The organism is Rhizobium sp. 1399 (assembly GCF_031455475.1).
GTDB lineage: Bacteria > Pseudomonadota > Alphaproteobacteria > Rhizobiales > Rhizobiaceae > Rhizobium.
In genome coordinates this window covers 1-23,650 of the sequence record NZ_JAVDSU010000025.1, presented here as the reverse complement: position 1 = coordinate 23,650, position 23,650 = coordinate 1, and the positions used below count along the sequence as shown (strand labels likewise).

At 58.6% G+C, this 23,650-nt stretch carries 24 protein-coding genes and 2 pseudogenes; 11 read left to right on the top strand and 15 right to left on the bottom strand.

Annotated features, from left to right (window positions below):
* Window positions 1-189: 189 nt before the first annotated feature.
* From J2X71_RS37420 to J2X71_RS37410, 3 genes are all read left to right on the top strand, one after another.
* The gene (locus tag J2X71_RS37420; protein ID WP_113186274.1) at window positions 190-381 is read left to right on the top strand and encodes a CsbD family protein; all 192 of its coding nucleotides are present in this window, start codon (window positions 190-192) and stop codon (window positions 379-381) included.
* Between the two features lie 70 nt (window positions 382-451).
* Entirely contained in the window at window positions 452-790 is a 339-nt protein-coding gene (locus tag J2X71_RS37415) for a hypothetical protein (RefSeq protein WP_310390464.1), read from the top strand.
* Window positions 791-1,443: 653 nt separating this feature from the next.
* On the top strand, window positions 1,444-1,683 hold the full coding sequence (locus J2X71_RS37410; protein ID WP_310390463.1) for a hypothetical protein: 240 nt from the start codon (window positions 1,444-1,446) through the stop codon (window positions 1,681-1,683).
* 87 nt (window positions 1,684-1,770) lie between these two features.
* Here the strand turns inward: J2X71_RS37410 and J2X71_RS37405 are convergent.
* The 3 genes and pseudogenes from J2X71_RS37405 to J2X71_RS37395 form a co-directional block, all read right to left on the bottom strand.
* Window positions 1,771-1,984: pseudogene (locus J2X71_RS37405) on the bottom strand (TraM recognition domain-containing protein); the annotation flags it as partial.
* A gap of 22 nt (window positions 1,985-2,006) precedes the next feature.
* On the bottom strand, window positions 2,007-2,231 hold the full coding sequence (locus J2X71_RS37400; protein ID WP_310390462.1) for a hypothetical protein: 225 nt from the start codon (window positions 2,229-2,231) through the stop codon (window positions 2,007-2,009).
* A gap of 132 nt (window positions 2,232-2,363) precedes the next feature.
* Window positions 2,364-2,573: a cold-shock protein gene (locus tag J2X71_RS37395; protein WP_037062590.1), complete on the bottom strand. Its 210-nt coding sequence runs from the start codon at window positions 2,571-2,573 to the stop codon at window positions 2,364-2,366.
* Between the two features lie 408 nt (window positions 2,574-2,981).
* On the opposite strand from J2X71_RS37395, the gene J2X71_RS37390 reads away from it, so the two are divergent.
* Entirely contained in the window at window positions 2,982-4,049 is a 1,068-nt protein-coding gene (locus tag J2X71_RS37390) for an AI-2E family transporter (protein ID WP_310390461.1), read from the top strand.
* Window positions 4,050-4,213: 164 nt separating this feature from the next.
* On the opposite strand, the gene J2X71_RS37385 is transcribed toward J2X71_RS37390, so the two are convergent.
* Both J2X71_RS37385 and J2X71_RS37380 read right to left on the bottom strand, forming a co-directional pair.
* Window positions 4,214-4,390 carry a hypothetical protein gene (locus J2X71_RS37385; protein WP_310390460.1) on the bottom strand — a complete coding sequence of 59 codons (177 nt, stop codon included), beginning with the start codon at window positions 4,388-4,390 and terminating at the stop codon, window positions 4,214-4,216.
* A 322-nt stretch (window positions 4,391-4,712) separates the two neighbouring features.
* Window positions 4,713-5,153, bottom strand: a complete 441-nt coding sequence (locus J2X71_RS37380; RefSeq protein WP_310390459.1) for a hypothetical protein — start codon at window positions 5,151-5,153, stop codon at window positions 4,713-4,715.
* Window positions 5,154-5,528: 375 nt separating this feature from the next.
* On the opposite strand from J2X71_RS37380, the gene J2X71_RS37375 reads away from it, so the two are divergent.
* Window positions 5,529-6,011 (top strand): pyridoxamine 5'-phosphate oxidase family protein, encoded by a 483-nt coding sequence (locus J2X71_RS37375; protein ID WP_405049802.1) that lies wholly within the window; start codon window positions 5,529-5,531, stop codon window positions 6,009-6,011.
* A gap of 547 nt (window positions 6,012-6,558) precedes the next feature.
* Here J2X71_RS37375 and J2X71_RS37370 read toward each other — a convergent pair.
* Window positions 6,559-6,780: a hypothetical protein gene (locus tag J2X71_RS37370; RefSeq protein ID WP_113186380.1), complete on the bottom strand. Its 222-nt coding sequence runs from the start codon at window positions 6,778-6,780 to the stop codon at window positions 6,559-6,561.
* A 521-nt stretch (window positions 6,781-7,301) separates the two neighbouring features.
* Here J2X71_RS37370 and J2X71_RS37365 point away from each other — a divergent pair.
* The gene (locus J2X71_RS37365) at window positions 7,302-7,490 is read left to right on the top strand and encodes a hypothetical protein (protein ID WP_310390480.1); all 189 of its coding nucleotides are present in this window, start codon (window positions 7,302-7,304) and stop codon (window positions 7,488-7,490) included.
* A 283-nt stretch (window positions 7,491-7,773) separates the two neighbouring features.
* Here the strand turns inward: J2X71_RS37365 and J2X71_RS37360 are convergent, their stop codons facing one another.
* The gene (locus J2X71_RS37360) at window positions 7,774-8,127 is read right to left on the bottom strand and encodes a low affinity iron permease family protein (protein WP_113322070.1); all 354 of its coding nucleotides are present in this window, start codon (window positions 8,125-8,127) and stop codon (window positions 7,774-7,776) included.
* Window positions 8,128-8,419: 292 nt separating this feature from the next.
* Between J2X71_RS37360 and J2X71_RS37355 the strand changes: the two genes are divergently transcribed.
* Both J2X71_RS37355 and J2X71_RS37350 read left to right on the top strand, forming a co-directional pair.
* A complete protein-coding gene (locus J2X71_RS37355) occupies window positions 8,420-8,692 on the top strand; it encodes a hypothetical protein (protein ID WP_310390458.1) in 273 nt (90 codons plus the stop codon).
* A 190-nt stretch (window positions 8,693-8,882) separates the two neighbouring features.
* Complete coding sequence (locus J2X71_RS37350) at window positions 8,883-9,164, top strand: hypothetical protein (RefSeq protein ID WP_310390457.1); 282 nt, start codon at window positions 8,883-8,885, stop codon at window positions 9,162-9,164.
* Window positions 9,165-9,233: 69 nt separating this feature from the next.
* Here J2X71_RS37350 and J2X71_RS37345 read toward each other — a convergent pair.
* The 7 genes and pseudogenes from J2X71_RS37345 to J2X71_RS37315 form a co-directional block, all read right to left on the bottom strand.
* Window positions 9,234-9,395: pseudogene (locus tag J2X71_RS37345) on the bottom strand (hydrolase); the annotation flags it as partial.
* A gap of 64 nt (window positions 9,396-9,459) precedes the next feature.
* Window positions 9,460-9,729: a hypothetical protein gene (locus tag J2X71_RS37340; RefSeq protein ID WP_310390456.1), complete on the bottom strand. Its 270-nt coding sequence runs from the start codon at window positions 9,727-9,729 to the stop codon at window positions 9,460-9,462.
* Between the two features lie 217 nt (window positions 9,730-9,946).
* Window positions 9,947-10,576 carry a hypothetical protein gene (locus tag J2X71_RS37335; RefSeq protein WP_310390455.1) on the bottom strand — a complete coding sequence of 210 codons (630 nt, stop codon included), beginning with the start codon at window positions 10,574-10,576 and terminating at the stop codon, window positions 9,947-9,949.
* A 406-nt stretch (window positions 10,577-10,982) separates the two neighbouring features.
* On the bottom strand, window positions 10,983-13,283 hold the full coding sequence (locus J2X71_RS37330) for a glycosyltransferase family 4 protein (RefSeq protein ID WP_310390454.1): 2,301 nt from the start codon (window positions 13,281-13,283) through the stop codon (window positions 10,983-10,985).
* Entirely contained in the window at window positions 13,280-16,522 is a 3,243-nt protein-coding gene (locus tag J2X71_RS37325) for a glycosyltransferase (protein WP_310390453.1), read from the bottom strand. The genes J2X71_RS37330 and J2X71_RS37325 overlap by 4 nt, the downstream gene beginning before the upstream one ends.
* Window positions 16,515-18,860: a UDP-galactopyranose mutase gene (glf, locus tag J2X71_RS37320; protein WP_310390452.1), complete on the bottom strand. Its 2,346-nt coding sequence runs from the start codon at window positions 18,858-18,860 to the stop codon at window positions 16,515-16,517. Before glf ends, J2X71_RS37325 begins: the two co-directional genes overlap by 8 nt.
* 72 nt (window positions 18,861-18,932) lie before the next feature.
* On the bottom strand, window positions 18,933-20,069 hold the full coding sequence (locus tag J2X71_RS37315; protein ID WP_310390451.1) for a glycosyltransferase family 4 protein: 1,137 nt from the start codon (window positions 20,067-20,069) through the stop codon (window positions 18,933-18,935).
* Window positions 20,070-20,751: 682 nt separating this feature from the next.
* On the opposite strand from J2X71_RS37315, the gene J2X71_RS37310 reads away from it, so the two are divergent.
* The 3 genes from J2X71_RS37310 to J2X71_RS37300 all read left to right on the top strand — a co-directional run bounded on the left by J2X71_RS37310 (window position 20,752) and on the right by J2X71_RS37300 (window position 22,517).
* The gene (locus J2X71_RS37310; protein ID WP_113186370.1) at window positions 20,752-21,024 is read left to right on the top strand and encodes a transport-associated protein; all 273 of its coding nucleotides are present in this window, start codon (window positions 20,752-20,754) and stop codon (window positions 21,022-21,024) included.
* Between the two features lie 127 nt (window positions 21,025-21,151).
* Window positions 21,152-21,547, top strand: a complete 396-nt coding sequence (locus J2X71_RS37305; RefSeq protein WP_310390450.1) for a DUF1236 domain-containing protein — start codon at window positions 21,152-21,154, stop codon at window positions 21,545-21,547.
* Window positions 21,548-21,668: 121 nt separating this feature from the next.
* Window positions 21,669-22,517, top strand: a complete 849-nt coding sequence (locus J2X71_RS37300) for a DUF1236 domain-containing protein (protein ID WP_310390449.1) — start codon at window positions 21,669-21,671, stop codon at window positions 22,515-22,517.
* A gap of 497 nt (window positions 22,518-23,014) precedes the next feature.
* Here the strand turns inward: J2X71_RS37300 and J2X71_RS37295 are convergent, their stop codons facing one another.
* On the bottom strand, window positions 23,015-23,194 hold the full coding sequence (locus J2X71_RS37295; RefSeq protein ID WP_310390448.1) for a hypothetical protein: 180 nt from the start codon (window positions 23,192-23,194) through the stop codon (window positions 23,015-23,017).
* Between the last annotated feature and the right edge of the window lie 456 nt (window positions 23,195-23,650).

The following is a 23,650-nucleotide window of genomic DNA, read 5'->3' as shown; positions in this document are numbered from 1 at the left end:
ATATCAAGCATTTCATTGAACGGCTGCACGCATCATCAAGCGACTGGAAGCGGGCAGTCTGTCTGATGGCGCTATCGGATGCGGCGGCAAAAACTTCTGGACGTGCGAAGATATACCGCCTGGGGCTTTCACGCGTGGAACGAATAACGGTTTCGGGGCTTTCGCTCCTGTCAAACGAAGGAGACTGTTATGGGAAGCACAGCAGACAAGATTAAGGGAACGACGAACGAGGTCGCCGGCAAGGCGCGGCAGGCCGTCGGTAAAGCCGTTGATAATCACGAGGAACAGGCAAAGGGTTCCCTGCAAGAGGCCAAGGGCAAGGCCCAGGTCGCCAAGGGCGACGCCAAGGATGCCGTGAAAAAGGTCGTCGACAGGGCATAGCCACATTCGAGCACACATTCCCGCACCAAGCCCGCGCCGGTCGCGGGCTTTTTTTACGAAAGATGCATTTATGAAATATTCAGCACTCGCCGTTACCGCCGTCCTTGTCGTCCTTCTTGCGGAAAACGCATCTGCCCAGGCAGTTGAGGATCCCGCAGTCAATGCCTGCAAGAACACAGGCCTTCTCGCTCTTCGGGAGCGCTCGCCGGAGATCACTGATCTTGTCATGGATATGGAGAGCCTCGCCATCAGCAAGTCTGATACCAAAGTCGAGGATGTGGCCGTGAAAACCGTCATTCTTGGAGAGGCCTACATTGCCCGGAAGGAAAAGACGGGAAAGCCGGACAGGTTCGTGTGCTTGCTCGGCGATAAGGGTAAGGTTCTGCTGACGTTCTTCACCGCCCAGTAGTGCATCTGCGACCCGGGGCTGAGAAACCGACGGCGGCAAGGGGTCGGTCATGTGATCGGACCGTCTCGGGCAGGCGGGATAGAACCGCGAAATCGATCGATAGAGGCGCGTTCTCGAAACTTGATTGTAAAATCGACCGTTATGTCCCACGCTTCAGGCTGGCGGAATCTTCTCGAATTTCGGCACCGCAGTACGAGGTGATCCCGGGCCTGTCACCTTATGGTCCAGGACAAAAGCCCCGGCCTCTAGCGGCTTGAATTGCCAGGGATTTATGGCGTGACGATGAAGGCGTCGGACGTGCCGGGAAATCTCATAGATGGACGCGCCGCGCAAGCCGCGTTGCTTGACGGTTCCTGCCTCACCGAGCAGGACCATGCTTCGAGAGAACCCACGCGAGCCAGGAGATCGGAACATACAAAGAACACCATTGGCGTTCCGGCCGATTTTCGGCTATGGCTCGGCAGCAACAAGTCGAGGCCCCAATGAGTCGGTTGAAGCTCCTCAAAGACCAGCGTCAGCTTGCGCTGTCAAAACTCGAAAGCCTGGCAGAGGATCATCCGCTTCGACCACGATATTTGGAACGCGTGCGTGAACTGGACGATCAAATCGAGGCGCTCAACTCAATCAACTAGATGGACAACAAGGGATTAACGATGTCGTTGGCCGAGAAATTCATCGTGGTTCCTTTCAAGCGCAATCGAGCTGGCTTGATCCCAGGAGAGATGCGACAGGCTTCGAATGGGACATCTGCGGAAAAGATCGCTTCTGCAATGTCGGCCAGATCCCTCGGTGTTGGAGCCTACTCCGTGATGGTCGACAGCGAAACGGGTGATATGAGCTCGCCAAGACTGCTCGCTGCCTTCGGTGAAGTTGGTGATTTGACCCAAGACTGAGGTACAGCGATCGCATTTCAGCGCTGCTTCATGGGCAGGCTGCCAACTCGTCCTGTGGAGAGGCGCGCCACATGCTGTTCGGCAAGGGCCGGACTTCTCCGAATAGAACGCACGGGCCGCGGTGTTGAAGACGACCGTCTCCTGGCCGAGCAGACCGGAGACCGCCTCTGAACTCTCATTGTTGTTTAAGCCCAAGATCTGCAGCACACCGGCGTTCGGCAGGAATGTGGGCGCTGGCACAGGCGGCCAGCAGTCTGTGAATGTCCTGGGCGATCGGCCAGAGCGAGGGCCGGAAATCCGCGGCCTCGTCAAAGACAGAGTTGTCAGGCCGTTTTCGCTCGTTTGGCTAGCAGGGAGGCGGTCGCTGTTGCGCGATCCTGCAATTCCTTTGCAAGACGGGCTTGGCGAAGGCGCACAGTCTTTTCCTGGCGAGATCGAACGAGGGAGTCGAGCTCTTCGACGGCGCTGTTGCGTGCGAAAAACTGTGATTGTGAGCGGTTGAAGGCTGTCTCAGCCTGTTGGCGAGACTTGCTATATGTTTGTGACATGATCATTTCCGGATGAAGGCCGCCGGGTTGGCGGCAATAAAAAAGGCCAGGCAATACGCCTGACCCTGATTGGTATCAGCTCTTAACAGTGCCAGTACATCCGTGGTCAACGAAAAGCAGATACCGGATGAGTTAGGCAGCCTGCAGATTGCAAGCGGACATCTTGCCCGACTTATTGTCGCGCTCCAGCTCGTAGCCGATCTTCTGACCTTCTACGATTTCGCGCATGCCGGCGCGCTCGACGGCCGAGATATGGACGAACGCATCGGCGCCGCCATTGTCAGGCTGAATGAAGCCGAAACCCTTGGTGGAATTAAACCATTTAACTGTGCCAGTGGTCATGATGAACCCTTTCATAGCAATTGAGGAACCACAGCACCGGAGCGCTGCAGATGGTGATAGCGATTTTTGAAAGGAAGGTTCGTTCAGGGCGCGGTGCCAATCGCGCAGTAACCAAAGCTCAGCAAGCAAATATCGATAGTCGCTATATGGGCAACGTGCAGCACAATGTCAACTTTTAGTTTTCATATTAATGAGAAATCTTCATATGGTTGCAATTCGGGCCTTTACATCCGGCCGCAATTTCGTTGCCCCGCGCCATTCTCGAACACTGCAGAGGGGATGGCCGGGATGCTTTCTAATAAGCGGAGGCTGCCGCGGACTAGGGCGCTGCTCCGCCGTTGAACCTATCTTGTGCAATTCTCTTGTATAGCTGGTAGGAAAAGCGGCCGTTTAGGGAACAAGGCAGACATGTCCATTCAGCGTACGAGCTTTTACGTCCTTCTGGCGGCTGTGACGATCGCGTTCATCTGGCTGCTTATCCCCTATTACTCCGCTGTCTTCTGGGCCGTCATCCTCGCGATCATCTTCTTTCCCGTTCACAAGCGACTGGAGCGTTTGTTAGGGGGCCGTCGTAGCATTGCCGCCCTGCTGACGGTGTTGATGTGCATATGCCTCGTTATCGTGCCGGCAATGATCATTCTCGGTTCTCTTATCCAGGAAGGAACAAGCCTGTATCAACGGATCAGCAGCAACGAAATCGATCTCAATGGATATCTGGTCCGGATCCAGAATGCCTTGCCAGCCTTCATCGACAACTGGCTGACGTCACTGAAACTCGGTGGATTTTCGGAACTGCGCGCGAATATCTCCTCCGGCGTCGTGCAGGCAAGCCGGTCGGTCGGCGGCGGTCTGCTCAGTTTTGGTCAAAATACGCTGCAGTTCTTTATCAGCTTCGGCATCATGCTGTATCTGCTCTTCTTCCTGTTCAGGGATAGCGGGGACCTCAGAGGCAAGATCCGACATGCAATTCCGTTGAGCGATGACTATACGCGGCAGTTTCTCGACAAGTTTTCCGCTGTCGTTCGCGCCACCGTCAAGGGAAACATCATCATCGCGATCGTCCAGGGAACGATCGGCGGCGTGACATTCTGGGCTCTGGGGATTGAGGCCGCCTTGCTGTGGGGTGTGACAATGACGTTCCTGTCGATGCTGCCCGCAATTGGCGCGGCGCTCGTATGGGTTCCAGCCGCCATCTGGCTGGTCCTCACGGGGGCCTGGCTGAAAGCATCGATCCTGGTCCTCATCGGCATATTCGTTATCGGGCTGATCGACAATCTGCTGCGCCCGCCGTTGGTCGGCAAGGGAACGCGGCTGCCCGACTACGTCGTGCTGATCTCGACAGTCGGTGGCATCTCCCTGTTCGGCATCAACGGCTTCGTCATTGGCCCCTTGATTGCCGCCTTGTTTATCGCGGCATGGTCGCTTTTCGCCGAACAGCAGAGCGCTGAAAGAGCAAAGTCCAAGATTAAAGAATGATTGTACCGTCAGCTCCCGGGACTTTGCAGCTTGCTCAGAATTCCATCTGTGAATCGAATATCTAGCAATTTGGAGGCGGCCGCGAGGGTTCCGATCCCTTTTAAGTGCTGAGGCTCAATGCCCCAGTCGAGAGAACTGAAAAACTCGAGTCTTGGGATCTCTGACTAGCTTCGCGGAGGGTTAAGTCTTGGCAGAGAATTCGCGTGAGCTGCCGCTTCGCCGGGGTAGGGGAAATCATCACCGATCTGCCGATCGCCATCGAAGACTTTGAAGGTGGGTCCATCGACTTCAACAATCTTGTAGCCGTTCACGTATTCGATATTCCGTGTTTTCCAAGCCACTTGAGCTCTCCTTGAAGAATGACTATTCGCGACCCGGGAAAATGATGATCGACAGGCCATACTTGCCGATCTGTCGTAGCACATATTTGTCCAGGTGGGTTTTCCGCATTCGGCGCCATCATCCAAAGGCCCCGCTTTCACCCGGGCGTGTACACTCCAGGCCAATTCGCGGAGAGGAAGTGGTACGCCAGGATCATGACATGGGATGGTCGAGGTGCCGCCGGTGCAGGACTGCACCCCGAAGCATTCTAGCCGAGCGTCGAACATCATTGCGATCGTTCGGCTTCTGAGATCTGGAAGGAGCGCAGCGTGGCGCGGATCGTCAGTTGAATGAGCGCTGGGTGGCGCGCAGGTAGGTTTCGGCGAGCCGAACCCGTTCCTCGGCCACGGCGAGCAGCGTCCGCTCAAGGCGTTGGGCAAGGCGTCTCGATATCGACGGCTCGGGGCGCCACCGCGGCAAGCCCGGCCGTATCCGGATGCGGGGTCCAAGACCCGGCCGGTAATGTGCAAGCGTCATGCCTGCCTTGATAAGGAGGCTCTTGATAGCGGGGCGCCGTTCGGCCGCAATCACCATTGAGAAGGCCGGCACCAGGAGCGATTTGGGAACTGGCAATTCGATCTCGTCGATGATGTCGTTACCGACGTCGTTTTCCTTGACGAAGACGAGGAATTCGTCGACCAATTGATGCGCCCTGTCGAGCTCGCTTTCCTCGGCATGCTCCCCCGAAACCGTGCCATAGTCGCTTTCTATGATCAGACGCATTGTGATCTCCTTTGGGCGGTAACGCGGCTGACGTTTTTTGGTTCGAAAGCGAAAGATAGGCATGAAATGCGGCGGGCTTTCCGGCCTCTGCCGGCATTGTCGTTTGGGCTGGCTAGGCGGTGACCAGAGGCAATGCTGTCATGACAGTGGCCATGCGTGTCCGGATATCTTCAGGCTGGCGCTTTGCTTCGGCACGGGAGGAATCCTGCCTTGAAGCGAGTTCGACAAGATCATCGATAGTCAGGTCGCAGCGTTCGGGAACTCCTGCTGCGCTTCTGTGTTGTTGGGCTGAACCTGTGTGGGCGTCGATGAGGCGTGCAGCTTGGCATTGATGCGCCAACCGAAAGTGCTTAGCGCCAGAAAAAGGAGATCGAGATGATCAAGGATGGAAACGACAGCGAGCGCGTATGGGACCTAGCCGAAAAGATCGGCTTTTGCATGTTGGTAACGAAATCCGGTGACGATATTCGCGCCCGGCCGATGTCAGCTTATGTCGAGCGGCTTGAGAACAGCTTCTATTTTCTGACCGATGTCGACAGCCACAAGGACGACGAAATCGCCCGGCAGCCGGACGTATGCCTCGCCTTTGCCGACAGCAAGGGGCAGAAATATGTATCGGTAACCGGAAAGGCGGAAGTCTCGAGCGACCGCGAAAGGATCCGGGATCTCTGGGCTACGCCAGCGAAAGCCTGGTGGGACAACGCCGAGGATCCGTCGATTCGTGTGCTGAAGGTGACGCCGTCCTATGCCGAGTTCTGGGATAGTCCGGGGACCATCGTCTCTTACATCAAGATGGCGGCTGCCGCGATGAGCAGCGCTAAGCCGGACATGGGCGACAATGCAAAGGTCAGGATGTAACCCCGGGCGGTGAACGGCTTTGTCGGCTCACCTGCTCCACCAGCCGCAGGACGGCAGAGGATTGGAGGTCATGCGCGCCGGCCGGTCGACGACTCCGGGCCCGGCTTGCACGAATAGGTGACGAAAAGCCGATCGAGGCGCAAGAGCGAATAGCGGAACGGAAAGGTTCGCACGGAACCAAGATCTTCCGGACAGGCTGGGGCCTGCGCGTCCTGGCAATATTTATGTCCTCGCTAGTTATCCTGGTGGTTTGACTTGAGCGATCTTTCTGCCGTGGCTCGGTCAAAGCGGAGCCGGCGGCGATCTGCTTACCCACCGGTCAGAGATTATCGCCTCCGATAACGTCTTGGCCGCATTCCGAACCTCGCTCCGCACGCATTCGTCCTTCTCAAAAGACTCGTGGTTCGTCGCATCCAGGCGTGGGCTCGGACCGCCTTTTCGGGGTTCAAAATCATAGGCGGACATGACATGGCCCCCCACCGAGATGAGATCCTTCATGAATGCCTTGAGAGAAATGCTCGGTCCGGATGCCGTGCTCCGCCGATTTCTAGATTTTCCCTCTTGCAGCGAAAACTAAGATCTTTAGCTGATCGAAGTTTCGGATACCCTGTCGGTAAAGTTCGATGATGATTGCGGCACTTCTCGACATTTCCTCGTCATTGTCACTAAGCTGGAATTCCGCTTTCACGGCCTCCAGGACTTGCGCGCAAAGAGCAAGGTCTTCCGATGTCATCGCCTGGTCACGGTCGGCGATTTTACGCTCATTCATCGTCTTCTCCATCCGCGAACATCGGCGTCGTCATATCGTGAAACCAATGATCTCCTGTGATCGGGAGAAGGATGCTCAGGTACGGGTTGAAAAACCCTTCTCCTTCTCACTTACAGCACCAGCGGAATCGAAATTAGGTTTCACCTTCCCGTCTTCAATCGGACTAAGGTCCTATCGGATGACCTCTGCCACTGCCACTGCCAATGCCGTAGCGATTTGCGCTGTCATGTCATGTACGCAGCTGTGACACACTTCCGGCATTCGACGATCGAAATTAACGCCCGTCTCTGGCGCGCCGTTCGAAAATCCGCCGCTCCGCGACGGGAACCACCGCCGCGCTCAACAGTCCATGCCTTTCCTGGATCCGCAGCCACAAGAGAGTGGGGTACCCCTGACATGCTACCCGACTGGTTGTCCGACTAGAATCTTCTTTGCCGGAAGGTCCGTCATGCGAAGCCACGCTGTCGACATTTAAGTTTTACAATTCTACAGTAGAAGTCCCTAATAAAAAGGGAGCTGCTATGGAAGACCTGACGATGTCCGAAGTCTTGAAAGATCCGCTGATCCGCCAGGTGCTTCGTGCCGACCGAGTTACACTCGGAGACTTCGCCAAACTTTTGGAGGAAGCGGCGTCGAGGCGCAGCAGGAACTTCTGCGTCGCGGGAGCCCTGCCTGAACGCGACAGGGCTTCAGCCGGCACTCAGGGCTAGCCAACCATTTTCCAACCCCGTCGTGTGTTTGTCGTGGGCGACTTGGCCCGCCAAGCGCGGGCCTTTTTCGCGCCAGGGCTCGGTCAGCGCCCCGAGCGAGGATCATTCCTGAGATTGGCTGATCGGTAGGTGGCATCATCGATGCCACCTACCGATTGGCAATGCGGTCGAGCCCCGAGGCAGGGCGCGGCCATCCCCTTGATTATGACGCTGGCGGCCGACGAGCATGACCGAAATGCGTCGACTGCGTTGCCGGCGACAGCGCCGAACAAGGCGCCGATGCTCAAGCATCGATCTGGCGGTCCCTTGCCATCTCCTCGACTTTGTCGGTCTCCCGTTGATCCGCACCGATCCTTTGATTTTTGGCGTTGTCGGTCGATCGAATAAGTTCGTCGGCCTTCGTGTGAAGCGCCCGCATGTCTCGGTTTTGAGAATGCTGCATCAGGAGCAGGAGAAATAGCGTGATCAGGGTTCCGAGCATGTTCGTCAGCAAGAACCACTCCTGAGGAAGCTGAAGGACCATGCCGAAAACGCACCAAGACGCCGTCAAAAGCGCCGCTCCTGCAAGCCCGCGGCGATGCCCGGCAAGCGTTACGGCTTTCTCTGATATCCGAAGAAATCTTGATCGTCCTGCCATTGCCGGAAAATGCGCCATCGTCGACCTGGTTCCGCCAGGAGCGGAGTACGGCAACGTCGCTCTCCGCCCCGGTCGGTGCGGCGCGCCTCATTCCCATGCCGTTCCCAACTCTCCGTCTGCAGGCTCGCGCCAGCGTCTAAAGGTATCTCGTCGTCATTTCGAGTGCGTCCGGGGGTGTTCGGGCAAGCCGATCTGGACATTTGGCACGCATCCCAGGCCGCCGTGGCGTTGCCTTCTTGTCCGCCGCGGGAAGCTCACTATCTCAAATATAACCTCGATCTGGAGGCCCGAGATGGACGACGATCTTAAGACAGAACTCATTGCTTCTCACGAAGGCGAAATCCTTCCACCCGAACGCGATCAGCGCGTGGGTGATGGCCCTGGGGCCTGCCTCTGTTGCGGCCGTTTCCAATCGTTCATGGACGATGATGGCTGCGGGATCTGCGAGAAATGCCTTGCCGCATGGAGCGGACCGCAACCGCGACGCGGGCTACATCCGCAGCTCGACCTTCATCGTGGCGTGGCCGCCGAGGTCTGGCAGGATGAGAACCTTTTTGGAAGTTGACTGCGCCGGCGAGTCGCGGCCTACAGCTGGCCGAGCTGTTTTCATAACCAAGTGCATCGACGACCGCGGTGCGCCGCGCGCGTGGTAGCCATGACTTGCTTCGCACCCGATGGATAGCCATCTATGCGCTACCGCTAGCAGACTTCACCATCAGCCGCGCCGCATTTGTCGCCCGCGCGAGGAGATCAGTATGCACGTCACATCGAAGCCCCTGACAGAAATGACGCTTGTCGAACGTTCCACACTTCTCGAGACTGTCGCCGATGCATTGGAGGCGTCTGCCGAGGAAGCCGGGGGAGAGGGCGACGTTCGTTTCGTCGAAAACTCCATGTGCGTCGTGAACACTATCCGCGGCATGTCGCGCGATCTCGGGCGGCGCGACCTCGCCGCCGCCGAGCTACTTCTCCAGCAGGGCATCATGATGGTGTACCAGTTCACCAGCCGGACGCGTGCAAAGATAGCGCTCCACTGATCCCTGCCTTTCGCCAATTGACGGTCGGGGAGACGCGGATCGGTCCCGCGCTGCTGGTCAACTGGCGATCATGAAGTCTCCTCGGTGCCACGTCTCGTCGTCACGATCGACGAGCTCATTCCAGTTCCGATCAGCGCGACGTCGAGTTCAATCATGTTGAAGAATGGACGTTTGTCGAGGCGCAGCACGCGCGGGTCGCCGAAAATGAGTATCACCCGTGAATTGGATCATCTGTGATATCTCGCGCTTTGCATTCGAACGTCGATGCCGGAAATGCTTCGAAGAGACGCGCTCGCTAGAGGACTTCGAGGGGAAGCAATGGTGGCATCGGAAATGCGATGGAAATGGCGTCGCCGGGAGCGCCGCCGCCCTTGAGCACGATCGTCATGATACCGCTCTTCCGGACGAGCTCGCCGTCCGGCCCCTTGCCAAGGACAGCTTCCAGAAGGTCAGGCTGGAACTTGTCGGTCTGCGCACACGGATTGCGCAGCCCCGTAACCTGAAGTTCGACGTCCGTCCCTAGTTTCAGGACCGCCCCGCGCGGGGAGCGCCAGAAGGTCGACAATCCTCAATGCCACCGATACGTTTTCCATACCTTCCTGTGCATTGCGGGAAAACCTATGGCAGGATTCGGCCGGGTAGTCTGGATTCACGCGAAAGGCCAAGGCCGGCTTCTCCGCCCCGACATCGTAGGACTTGGAAATCGATAGGAGGGCCAGGGCGAAACTTTAATTAGCCTCAATTCAAACCGCCTGATGGTCCAGGCAACAGCACGGTTGAGTTCACCGAAGAAGGCCCTCGACGTCGAACTCCTCCCAGCCATGCAGTTTCGTCGCGGGATCATCGGGATGCCGTTCGGTTGTCTTCGAAGCCGTGCCAGCTTTTCTCAGGGATCGCGTCAGCTCCGCCTTGTATCGCGCCTTCCGACGATTTTCGGCAGCAGCGAGCGCATCCTCTTCTCGCCACTCGTCGACCACACCCCTGTCAAGAATGTCCTCGACGAACCTCGGATCGAAGACATGGAAAGTGATCCTCCTTGCGCGCCCGTTTAGCCTCACGGTACGCGTTCCCGCACTTGCCAAGCGGCCGTCTGCAAGCCAACGGTGTCGTTCGCTCGCCTTGATCGTGAGGATATCCTGGATCTCGCGCGGAATGACAGGCAGGCTTTCAATGTCTTCCAGCGCACTAGCGACAATGGATGCCACGGCATGGAATTCTGCCTTGGCACTTGCAGGCATCGATAGCGTGAGTTCTCCTCCATCGACATCGAGCGACTTCTTCGAAACGAGCGGGAGTCGTGCACGTAGCTCGAGGAGAATTCCCTTTGCGCGGATGGAAGACCCTAAGGTCGCTGCTGGCGGCAGCACCCAGGTCCTAACCAGCTCGACATCGCTCTTTTCGTGTTTCGGCATGGCGCCTAAATGGGATCACCAGGGCTCCAAGTCAACGACAACATGCTGAGGAGAATGAGCCCAGGCGCGGCGGACCGGGGAGAGCCACCTTCGGTCCTGCACCCGGAAGCAATGACTCGAGGGCATGCGGCGTGACCATGCCGGTTGCTCCGGGAGGCGTGATCGCCAATATGGGATTTCGATGACACGATATTCCGACAATCAGGTTACGGGTTGCGAATATGTCTTCTCGCTACAACGGCTCATCTCCGTTGAAATCCGGCTCGCGCATGCTCACCGGCGTGCTTGCTTTAGCTAAGGGGCGCCGTTTCTGATAAGACAGTCGCCCAGGAGATCTACGAGTTTGTCATCTGGCTACGACGGGGATATCCGCTTTCGCGGGCGCCCGCGCCCCGTTGCGAAAGCTTCACCCTGACGACCGATCCTGTCTGACCGGCGAGCATCGCGTGGCGACCTGAGGAAGCGGGAAGACGATCGACTCAGTGAGGATCGCTGATGCTAGACCGGGATCGACAGATCGGCCGGACGCCGACATGTTGGCGGACAACAGTCCGTTCTGACAGCTGCGATCGTCATCCCATCCGGGATGGTTGACGATCGGATAGAGACATATCCCCTCTAGTGGAACGCCGACCTGCATGGCGGCCTTCGCCTCGGCGGCCACGTAGCGAAACCACGACGCGCGCCGGTCGCCCTCAATACCAGTCTCGGCGATCACGATCGGCTTACCGTAGCGCGCGTAGGTTTCAAAAAGAATTCGGCCGAGAGGCTTGTAGAGCGGGTGGCCGATATCGATTGGCGGTCCAGCGTGTATCCACTGATTGTTGAAGTAGTAGTTGACGCCGACGATATCGAGATAGCGTTCGTTTCCACCGATCTGAGGCCATAACCGCCCGGAAATCAGGTCCCAGCCCTGGAACTGCGATTGCCGGTGGCCTTCGGCAACGCCGGCGTCCCACGGCCGTGACGGGTCCATGACGACATTGATGACCGGATCGCAATGAACGAAACGGGCGCGGGGGTCCACGCAAAGGATCGCCTCCATGGCAGCGATTGCGGCACGGGCCAGTTGAACTTTGAGCTCGAACCCTCGGCCAGTAGCGAAGGGGTTGAGATATCCGGCATCACCACCACCCCACGAGAAGAACGATATCTCGTTGACGGGGCAGTAGAGGGGGATTTCGTCAGAGCGCTCCCGCACGATCCTTGCACAGGCGCTGGCAAAGGCCGCAAAGCGATCGACGAAACGCGCAGTCCAGATATCGACATCGTCCGGCCAGCCGTAATGCAGGAGGTCCCAGATGACCTGTGTCCCGGTTTGGCGGGCCGCGTCGAGCATCGGAAGGATGCTCGACCACTCGTAGCTCCCGGCTTTGTCGATCAAGTGCCAGCGGAAGCCATCGCGCACCGTGCGGATGCCGAAACCGCCAAGCTGGCGGTAGTCCTGCGCGGTCCAGCGGTCGTGCCCGATCGCGGCAATCATGTCGAGGCGGCGGCCCAAATGGTCTTCGTCACGCCGGCGCAGCCGATGGGTTGAGCATTCGAAGCCGCCCATCAAGAACGATTGGAAAATACCGGTCGGGCCCGCCGACCTTCGCTCGGCAAGAACCTCGGCAAACAATCGCTGCCATTGCGGCACGACCGCTTCGACGCAATAGCTGGTTTCGACTTTGCGGCGCAGGGCAAGACCAAGCATGCGCCGAAGATCCTCGTTGTCGATCAGCTGACGGATCTTTCCGGCCACGTCCATCGCATCGTTAAAGGGGACAAAAATGCCGGATATCCCGTCTTCGATCTGTTCACAGGCGCCATTGTCCGCCGTCGCGATCACGGGCAGGGCGGCGGCACCGGCTTCCGCGATGACGTGCGGCATGCCCTCGCCGCGCGACAGCCAGACGAAGATGTCGAGTGACGATAGAAGGTCGGGAATATCCTTGCGGTCGCCCAAGAACTGCAGCTTGCTTTCAAGGCGCAGCCGGCGCGAGAGGTCCTTCAGTCGCTGAGCATATTGCGGCATGAAGGCGTCAGGGCCGCCGATCACGAGGAAGCGGGCTCGCTCGTTTTGTTCAGCCACGAGGGCGGCTGCTTCAATGAAATCCTCAACATTCTTCTTCGGATCCAGGCGGCCGACCCAACCGATCAAGATGTTGTCGGCAGTCATACCAAGCCGAGCCCTCATTGCGGTACGGATTTGAGGGTCGAACGTCGCCAGGTCGACCATGGACGGTATTTCCAAGGCGTGGTCCTCGCGTCCAGGCATACGAGAGGCGGCCGCCTCGCGGATGGAGCGGCAGACGCCGACGTAGCGGCGGGTCAGGTGCTTCGGTCCTGCCAGTGCCTCCGCAACCAAGCCGCCATGCTCGATGAGCGGCGGGCGCAGATGCAATCGCTCGAGCGCCGGATAGACGTCGGCGACGTTTTGGCAGGATATCACGATGTCATAGCCAGCAATCTTGCCGGCCAAATAGTCGACGGTGTCTTCGAATGAAAGCGCGTAAGGCTTCGTATCGACATCAACGCCGAGCGCACGAAGTTGCTCATGCGTCTGCTCGGGCATTCCGGCCTTGTGAAAACAGGCAACGACATCGATCCGGTAGACGCGGGGATCGAGGTGTTCGGCCAGGAGCCGCACTTCTGTCTCTTCGCCGCCGACCACCAGCCAGGCGAAGACGAACAGGATACGGATAGGTGCAGGCTCTGATATCATTCGCCCACCTTGAATACGACCTGCAGGAATTCCGGGCGGTTTTCGACCAGGTCGGTCAGGAATGCGGGTGCATCCTCAATCGGCACGACATGGGTGATCATGTGCTTTCGGATCGTGTCGCCATGAGACCGCAGGAGATCTATAGTAGCGAGCGCTAGCCTGCTTCGGTTCCAGAGATGTCCCAGGCCACGCGGTACCCGATTGATCTGTGCACAGCGAATATTGAGGCCGTTATGGTGAAACTCCTCGCCGAGCCGCAGCTCGTCGGCGCCGCCTTGATAGAAGGCGAGGTCGATGACGGTCCCTTGCGGCCTTAGCGCTTTCAACGCCGTATGCAGGCTGCCGGAATGGGCGCGGGTCTGAAACGCGAGATCAGCCCCTCGTCCCATGCCGCCGACATGCCAGCGGGCCTTGGCGTGCTGCCAGGCCCGGTCCTCGGTCATCGCGGTGAGGCCCATCGCCTCGGCTTTGGCGCGGCGGAACTCCGATGGGTCGGAGATGATAATCTCGGAAGCGCCGAGCGATCTGGCAAAAAGCGCCGTCATCAGGCCGACAGTCCCGGCGCCGATCACCACGACTGGCCGATCTTTCACGCCGGCGCCCAGGAAAGGAACATGAGAGCCGAAGAATTCGGCATCGGCATGGAGGATGCCGTTGGCGGCAATCGGTCCCATCTGGGCAACAAGGACGCCGAGCAGCGGGTCGATGGCGGCCGGAAGGGGTACGAGAAGATCGTGGAACGGGTCCGCGGTGTGTCCCGACTTGTGAGCATAGGTGGTGGCGACGATGTCGCCTTGTCTAAAACCGTTGGCGCGCGATTCCGATACGCGGGCGACTTCCATATAGCCGAGGAACGGCACTGGATAATGCAGGTCCGGTTCGTTCTCGACGAAGACACCGCGCTCCCCGTCGAAGCGCGAGCGAAAATAGGGATTGGTGTTTTTCAAGAACGTGAGTTCCGTTCCTGCCGAAAAGCCGGTGTAGAGCGTATCGAGCCGAACCTGTCCGTCTCCGGGAGGGCCTTCCTCATATTCAAGGAAATAGGGTAGGCCGGGCGCCTCAACGCCCAGCGAGCGAATGATGCGATGGCCGGGCGCCAGTCCCGGCGGCGGTGCTTCCGGGCGCGGCTGTAGCCGAAGCGGTGCCGGCTCCGGCTGCCGGCTTTGCGGCGGTTTGAGGCGCACCGGCTCACCCGCTTGCGCCGAAGACATGACTGCAAGCGCGAGCCGGTGCGTCGCCAGCGCTTCACCGTAGGGGCAGCGAATACGATTCTCGCCGCCGCGAACCGCATCGATGAAGTCGCGATCCTCTCGCCAGACAGGATCGCCGTCGGCTCCGCGCATCGGGCGTCCGCGTCCGACATCCACCATAATTTCGCGATCGGTCAGTTCGATCGCGAGCCGATCGGCAAAGATGTGAAGTCCGACCCGGTGGTTCCAGCCGAGAAGGCATGTGGATGCAATATTTGCGACGACGCCGGATTCAAAGGTCAGGCTGGCGGTTGTCACAGTCGGCACATCGAGACCGGGAAATTCAGGTCTCGCCTTGTGGCCCGCGCGCCCATAGACTTCCGTAACCTCACCGACCAGGAACCGGACGAGATCGAGGAGGTGGGTTGTCTGTTCGACCATCTGACCGCCGGATTTGTCTTTTCTCCACCACCATTGTGGCGGCGGTGTCGAATCGAGCCAGTAGCCGGACAGTAGCTGTGCAGGGTTGTCTTTGAGAAGGCTACGTGCCTCATCGACGATATCGAGGTAACGCCAATGATAGCCAACGCTGGTGACGAGGCCCTTGGCCGTCACGGCTGCGGAAATTTCCTCTGCAGTCTTAAGTTCAAGCGATACCGGTTTTTCGACGAAGAAGGGAATGCTCCGCTCGATGAGATCGCGCTCCGGCTCGCCATGGGCGAAGGGCGGCACGCAGATATAGACAGCATCCGGCCTGACGGCATCCAGCATCTCACGGTGATTGGCAAACGACCTCGCTCCGAAGCGCGTTGCCGCCTGGTCGGCGCGACTAAGGTCAGGATCCGCAAAACCGACAAGCTCCACGTCATCGAAGGCGGAGATGATGTCGAGGTGGCGCTGCGCTATACCCCCAACGCCGATAAAGCCAAGGCGCGTCTTTTGCATGGATGAATCCTTTTGCTGATGCGTGGCGGGTCGAGAGATGAAGCGGTCGTAGACCGCCATCGTTTCTGCGGCCATTCGATGGGCGGAAAAGTCAGTCTCGAAGCGGTTGCGCGCGGACCTTGCGACACGCGCCAGCCTCTCCCGATCGGAGAGGGCATCGACGATGGTGGCGGCAAGTGAGGCGGGGTTTTGAGGCTCCGCAAAAAACGGGTGGTCTTCGCCCAGTGCCTCCACGGTACCGCCGATCCGGGTTGCAGCCACGGGCAGACCGAGCGACATCGCCTCTAGAACGGCAAGCGGCAGGCCCTCGAACAATGACGGCAGGACGAAGAGATCGCTTGCGGCGAGGATATCGGCGACATCAGCACGCTGGCCCAAGAAACGGACATGACCTGAAACACCAAGCTCGCCTGCAAGCTCCTCCATCGCCAAGCGTTCCTCGCCAGACCCGACGAGCAGCAGGTGCAGGCGAGGAAAGACCCGGACTATTTCAGGCATGGCCCGCAGAAGCGTGGCATGATCCTTCTGCGCGGCAAACCGACCCACCATCACGAGGACTATCTTGCCCTGGAGATCCAGGTCTTGCCGCAGCGTGCCCACTGTCGCGACAGGTACCGATGCGAAAACGCCGTTGCGCACCAGGGTTAACCGATGGGAGGGAACGTGCTCGCTGAAGCTTAGTCGCGAGGCTTCGGAGACCACAATATGGTGGGCGATAGTCTGCGTGTGCAGCCTGTACTGCTCCTGCTGCTCGCTATCCGTAAGAAGGTAGGGGAGATGTTCGGTCCGAATGGCCGGGACACCGGCCCGCGCTGCGGCTTCTCCCAGTTGATGTCCTTCCCAACCGATTCCCGCATGCACGTGCAGGAGGTCGATGTTGCCCTGGCTGAGCCAACTTGCAAACTCTTGACCGTCGGCCGCAAGCTTGACGCCAAGGCCTAGACGGGCGGCACGAGGAAGCAGACGTGAACTGTCTTCAGATAGAAGCGCCAGAACGACGTCAACTTCCTGGGAAAGTGCGCGGCCGAGCGCGAGCATGTGTTCGCCCATCCCGGAGGGATCAAGACTGTCGGTCGCCAGTACGATGCGGGGTTTCCTAGTCAAGCTTGGTATTTACCATTATGTCGGTCAGCCCATGCAGTTTCTGCAGGCGTCGATGGGTCGCGAGCGCCTGGCCGACGACCTGGTCCATATTGTAGTATTTATAGGTGCCGAGTCTGCCGACGAAGGTTACGTCACTTCGCGCGCGTGCGAGGGCTTCGTACTGCCTGTAGAGAGCCTGGTTTTCGGGGCGAGGGATCGGATAATAGGGGTCGCCGTCTGCACAGGCGTATTCATAGCTGATACTGGTTTTGGGGTGGATCTGACCGGTCAGATGTTTATATTCAGTCACGCGGGTGTAGGGCACGTCTTCCGAAGGGAAGTTGATCACGCCAGCCGGCAGCATGCGCCGCATGTCATGCGTTTCGTGCCGGAACTTCAGGCTCCGATAGGGCAGCTGCCCGAGACGAAAGTCGAAATATTCGTCGATCGGCCCGGTGAAGATCACATGGTTCGCCACACCTTGCCGGCGCAATTCCTTGAAATCCGTATCGACCATGACGGTGATGTTTTCGTGGTCCAGCATCCGTTCGAACATCCGGGTGTAGCCGTCGAGCGGCATGGCCTGGAACCTGTCAAGGAAATAGCGATCATCCTCATTCGTGCGGGTCGGAATACGCGCGGTGACGGAGCGATCAAGCTCGGAGGGATCAAGGCCCCACTGCTTGCGCGTATAACCTTCAAAAAAGATACGGTAGAGTTCGAGGCCGACCTGCGACACCACAACGTCCTTCGAGGTGGTTACTTTTGCGCAGGGTTCGGCGCGCGTTGACAGGAAGCGTTCGGCTTCGACGTCGTTTGAGAGATTGAGGCCGTAAAGGGCATTGAGCGTGGTGCGGTTAATCGGAATCGGGAGCCTGAGGTCGCCGAGCTGGGCGAGTACGCGGTGCTCGTAGGGCCGCCAGCCAGTGAAGCGCGATAGGTAGGCGAAGACGTCCTCGCTGTTGGTATGGAATATGTGGGGTCCGTATTTGTGGACCCGGATCCCGGCCTCGTCGCAATGGTCGTAGGCATTGCCGCCGATATGGGAGCGTCGGTCGCAGACAAGGACCCTGCGGCCGTCGACAGCCAGCCGCTCCGCCAACACCGATCCGGCAAAACCAGCACCAACGACCAGATAGTCGTAAGGCTTGCGAAGCGACATGCTGCCGCTACGCCGATAGGATTTTTCCTTGGCAGACAGAGGGACGCCCACAGCCTGATCAACGATACGCGCCATGTGGTCGAACGTTGCATCCCAGGACGAGCGCGCCAGCCGGGCATCCACGTCTTCAAGCCATGGCTTTCCCGAACCTGCCAGTCCAAGCGCGGCATCGCAGCAACGCGCGAAATCGTCGCTGTCGTCTGCGAAGAACACGCCCGGCGCATTGCCGTAGGTGCGCACGACATCCGCAATTCGGGTGCTGACGACCGGCCGCCCGGCTGCGAGATATTCGGGTGTCTTGGTGGGGCTGATGAAGCGGGTCGCCTCGTTTAGTGCGAATGGCATGAGGGCTGCTTCCCAGCCCGAAAGGTATGAGGGCAGGTCGGCGTAATTCTTCTGCCCGAGGTAATGGATATTGGCCGCCTTTGGCAGATCGGAAGGGGAAATCTTTGCGATCGGCCCAAGGAAAACGAAGGAATAGTTCGGCCGGAGGGCAGCTGCTGTCCGGATCAGGTCGAGGTCGAGCCGCTCGTCGATGACGCCGTAATAGCCAAGGCGTGGATGCGAAATTCCGGCTTGGTCGGCTGGATCTGCAAGCGTGGTGCGGGCTGTCTGGAAATGGTTGGTATCGACGCTGGAGGGGAAGGCATGGATATTGTCGTGCCGATCCTTTTTCGCTTCGTAGAGGCTGATGCCGCCCGTGAAAACCGCGTCGGCTCGCGCCATCAGCGCCGTTTCCATTTCCTTCAGATGTGGCGGCGCGAAGCGGAAATTCGCAAGCTCGTCCATGCAATCATAGACCACCGCAGCGGCATCGACGTGTTGGGCAAAGGCAAACATCATCGGCGTGTAGAACCAGAGAATCGGCCGCTTTGCGCCATGCAGCGCTATGAGGTCATCGAGCAGCCGCCCGAGGGCCTTTTGCCGTTCGCCATCGCTCCACCAGTGCGGAATGCGTGGCCGGACCGCCTTGACCGACGTCCCTTCGAAAGGATGAATTTCCAGATATGCCAGATGATGATCGGTCGGAATGAATTCCTCGAAGAAGAATACTTGCCGATGCCGGGAGAAGCGCTGCATCAGATGCTGAGGTCTTTGCAGCACGAAGTCCCACCGAAGATGAGAAAAGCAGATCAGAGGGGAACCCGGCGGTAGCGATGTGGCGGACGCTTGCGGGAAGGAGTTCAGCACGTTCATCGAAAACCTCGCGACAGTGAAATCCTCAACAACGGTGAACTGTCAAAGTTCCTAAGACGCGGATTAATTCGGTCAGGGGTCCATGATCAGCTGGCGAAGCCGTCGAATGCTGTGCGGCCAGGTCCAGTTCGCGAGCACGACCGCGCGTGGCCGAAGCATGTCTGCCCGTTTCAACAAGTCGCAAATTCCCTCGTGGAAATCATCCGCCGAAGCCGTTCGGCCGGTCTGCGGCGTGATGTATTGCAGGCCACAGCTGAGGGCGCTGTTGGCAAGCACGGGGATGCCGGCCAGCATGTATTCGGTGAGGATGGCAGGTGCACCGTCATCTTCGCCGCAGACGACCCCGATCCGCGATTGGTTCATCAGCCGGTTGACATCATGAAACGGCACGCCCGGCGGCCCGACGAAATCGACGGTGATACCGAGCCGGTCAACACGGCTGCGCAGGTCATCGACAAGCTCCCCGTAGCCGCAGACGCACAAGGCGCGGAGCGAACGCGGTAATTTGGCGAGTGCGTCGAACAGGATATCGTGACGTTTATAAGCCTGAGCTGCCGCGACGTAGATCACGTCGTAGATCTTGGGCAGGTTCAGTTGGTGGAAGGTCAGCTCGGATGCGAATTCGGGGCCGATCGGCATGACGACAGTACGCATACCGGGATGCCTGGATCGCACGACCTCTGATTGCCACTGCGCGCCCGTAATGACGAGATCGAAATGGCGGCTGACCTCAACGGGCACTCGAAGAGCGGGGGCGTCAATGGAATTGTAGATTTTGAAACTGTCGCGACAGGCGAGCAGGATCTCCTCGCTCACGCCCAGCCCCCACACGCAAAGGATGTCGGGAGGGCCAAAAGCCTCGATATGTCCGAGCATGTCGTTAGACGCGAAGGGAGCCTCCGGGCCGTTCATACGAAACGCGCGGCGCAGGAGAGACGGAGTATCGTCGATCCATTCCCAAGGCGGATCGAGGCCCCGCCAATGCGTCCAAATCTCAGCGCAGTCTGCGAGTCCGCCCTTTAGGGCAGCGAGTGGGAGCCGCTCGAGATAGCCGCCGTCAACTTCGACGTCGTCAATATTGAGGATGGGTGAAGGCGAGACCCCACGCCCGCCCTCGATCCATTTCGCTCGAAATTCCTGGACAGACGGGAGGGCCCCGTTACCCCAGCTCCCGCCTTGAAAGTCGCTGATGACGACGATACGGCGCATGTGGTCATACACTCCCAGCGCGAGTAGAGGCGATTGCTTCAGCTCGAAAAACGGCTCGGTGGACAGACCGGCCGCGAATGGCGTGAGGGCGGGCTAAGGCTTGCGGTCGAACTTCGGTCGCTTGACCACGTCGGAGGAAAATGGAATCCGGCCCCCGATTGTTTTTGCCGCTTGGGAGCCGAACCATCGCCGAAACAGTGCAGCGCATCAGTGGAGCGCATCGGGGGGCCGGGGAAGCAACTGCACTCATAGCCGCTGGCCAAGCAGGCGATAACGCCGGTGGACACGAACCAGACCGACTGCTGATGGAAAATGCGGGACAGATGACCGTGCCGATGCGGGGGCCGAGCAGGTTAAGGAGACGCTGCACGACGATCGCAGAGACGGGCTGTGGCACGGACGTTTCCTTTCTGACGCGATGAGTTGTCTCATGGTTTTGTGAGCGACAGCCCAACCTCCCGCCCGGCCGATTGTTCCGGGGGAGTTTGCCTCTGTTTGGCGGATGTCTGCTCAGGGCACTCTGAGATACCGCGGCACGTCGCAACCTGACGCCAGGTCGCCTTTACGAGCCCGCCGCGGGCGCGATGGGACCTAAGTCCGTCTGTTAGGCTCTGACGGTCTTTATCATATTAGCACAAAGTTAAACACGATGTTCCTTTGAGGGGAGGAACAGGGAGGAAACATGAAATTTGGTTCTGACAGCTTCAGCCACGAAGAGTGCTGCTCGCAAGGGCATAGTTCCGCGTCGACCATCGCCACGATCCAGTGTGCGCTCTCAGTTGACCCAGACATCGACAGTAGCGCCATCACAATCCACATGCTCGGACCGGTCGCCGTCCTAGAGGGCTATATCTCGAATGCTGCTGACCGGAACAAAGTGATTTCGATAGCTGCAATGATTGTCGGCTTCCACAATGTCCAAGACCGGATGTTAAGCCGCATTCCGAACCAATAGATTGACCCTTCAGGCGATAAGACCAAAGTCCCAATCTACAGGGACTGAAGTCCCTGGCCTGGAACACACTCTTGCTTTTGCGGTTTTGCCCCGCAGCGGAACAGACCGCTGTAACGGAGGAAAACAAATGTATATCAAAGCAGTAGGTATTGCAGTCGCGCTTGTGATGGCGTCCGGCCCGGCCTTCGCACAATCTTCGACCGTAACGGGCGCTGCTGGCGGCGCCGCCACGGGCGCAATCGTCGGTGGTCCGGTCGGCGCCGCTGTCGGGGGTATTGTAGGCGGTGTGGCTGGCAGCGTCATTGATCCGCCGCCGCAGAAGGTCGTGACCTATGTCCAGCAGGCACCCGCTCCCAAGACGAGCGTCGTCGTTAACGAGAAGGTGGTTGTTGGCCAGCCGCTCCCAGAAACCGTTGTCGTAACGCCGATCCCGGATGAACCCAAATACTCCTATGCGATCGTCAACGATGAGCGCGTGATCGTCGAGCCTTCTTCGAGGAAGGTGATTCAGGTCATCCAGTGATATCCAAGTCACCAACCTGACCCTCAGGCGGCGCCTGCCGTCCATTCTTGAAAAACAAGGGCACGCATGGACTTCGCAAGATCGCGGAGACGGTATGTTGTGCCCATCAGGGAGATCAATCATGAGAGACAATCATCTCACCATTATCGTAGCCGCATTGTCACTTAGCGTGTCGCCGCTGGCCACCCTGCCTGTCGCGGCACAAGGCAGCGATACAGCACCGTCTCAATCGCAGACTGAAACGCAATCGGGTTCTGGTTCGCAGGCCGACACCAAGTCAAGTTCGCAGTCCGGCTCGCAGACTGAACAGTCGAAATCCGGTGCAACTGTCTCGGGTGGTAGCGACTGTACTCCCAACGCCGCCGGTGCGTGCCCGAATGGCGAGGGCCAGCCGTCGCAACACAAGGCGGGGGACGTCTCCGATACGCAGAAATCGTCAACACCAACGAAATCAAAATCCAGTTCGCAGGACGCTTCCGAAGGCAGTACCGCTGGACAGAAGTCCGATGCCAAGGCGGGAGCAACCGATAGCAGCGGTTCTGGCCCGGCAGGCTCACAAAGCGGCGCGCAGGGCCCCAATTCGTCCGGCACCATGACGAAGAGCGGTGACGCGTCGAAGCCGTCGACCGACCAGAACACGTCGACGCCCAATAACAAATCCACGGAAACGAACGTCAACAACAATAGCTCCACGAACAACACCAAAACCAACGTCAACGTCACAGTCGAACAGCAGACCGAAATCAGAGAGGTGGTGAAGGAAGTTCGGGTCGAGCCTGTTAAGGAAGTCGACTTCACGGTATCTGTCGGAACCAAGATTCCCAAGAGGGTCCACCTGGAACGGCTGCCGCCGCGTATTGTGAAGATCGTCCCAGCTTACGAAGGCTACCGCTTCTTCCTCCTTGCAGACGGCCGGATCGTTATCGTCGATCCCGATGCTCTCACGATCGTCTACATAATTTCGGCCTAGCAGGCAGCACCCGGCGGTGCATGCCGCCGCCGGGTGCTGTATGAGGATTTCCAGGATTGAACAGATACAGCCTTCGCGTTCCAACTTACGTTCACACCCGGCCCGAGCTATTGGCGTTACCGGCCCGTTGCGAGCCTGCACAAGCTGATATTCGCTCGCCGTTTTGCCGCTGCACCAACTATCCTTTTTCCACGAGTACCAGGCTCGAAAGAACGGCGCCAAACGCAAGACGGGCGTTTGAAAAGCCAAGGGATAGATAGTCCGTCAGCCTGGGTCTGTACCATTGATCAGATCGTCCTCAGGATGGGGTAGGCCACAGTCATGAACTCGCGGCGTGCTCTTGCTTTTGACGACCTCATCTTCAATTGCGACGCCGGAGCTTTTGCACTCCCACGCGACGAGCATCACTACGAGCCTGCATCAGGATCATCGGCGTTTTAACGCCGCGTAAAAAAGCCCGCGCGGCGGCGCGGGCTATGGGGACCTCCGGTAAAGCCTTAACTATTCTTGCGGCTTTGCTGACCAGCCTTTCCATGCTGTTCATGCGAACCGCCAGTGCCACGTGAATTGTCTTGCCGGCCTTCCGAACCAGAAGATGCGGATTTCGCACCCTGATTTTTATGGCTTTGCTGACCGGCTTTAACGTGCTGTTCGTGGCTTCCACCTTGGTTGGCCATTTGACTCCTCCTTGGTTTGTGATTTCGAGGTCACCACAGACCTCGCGGGACTAACCGCGTCGCAAGGATGTTCCAGCCCCTTTCAAGATTTGGAATGGCTCCCAAATTCAGGAAATTGAGCAAACACCCATGTCTCTCCTCATGGTGGCACTTGGTGACTAATTTCGAGCTCCACCTTTCTGATCGGAACGACCAAATTATCAAACCGACCGCGATGGCGCGTCAGCCGTTTTCGTTTCAGCCGGCGGACGAGGAACCCTTCGTCAATACGCGCGTGTTCGCGGCACTTTTCGCAGAGGTTGATCAACCGTTATGCTCTCGGCACGTTAACGCTGTTTTAACTATGTGAAATACAACCACGGATGATGTCCCAGGGAGTGGTGTAGCTCGTTCGATCGTCGAGCTTTCCGGGCAGGGCCGGGAACGGGTCAACCTGCAGCGGGCAAGTTGATCAGC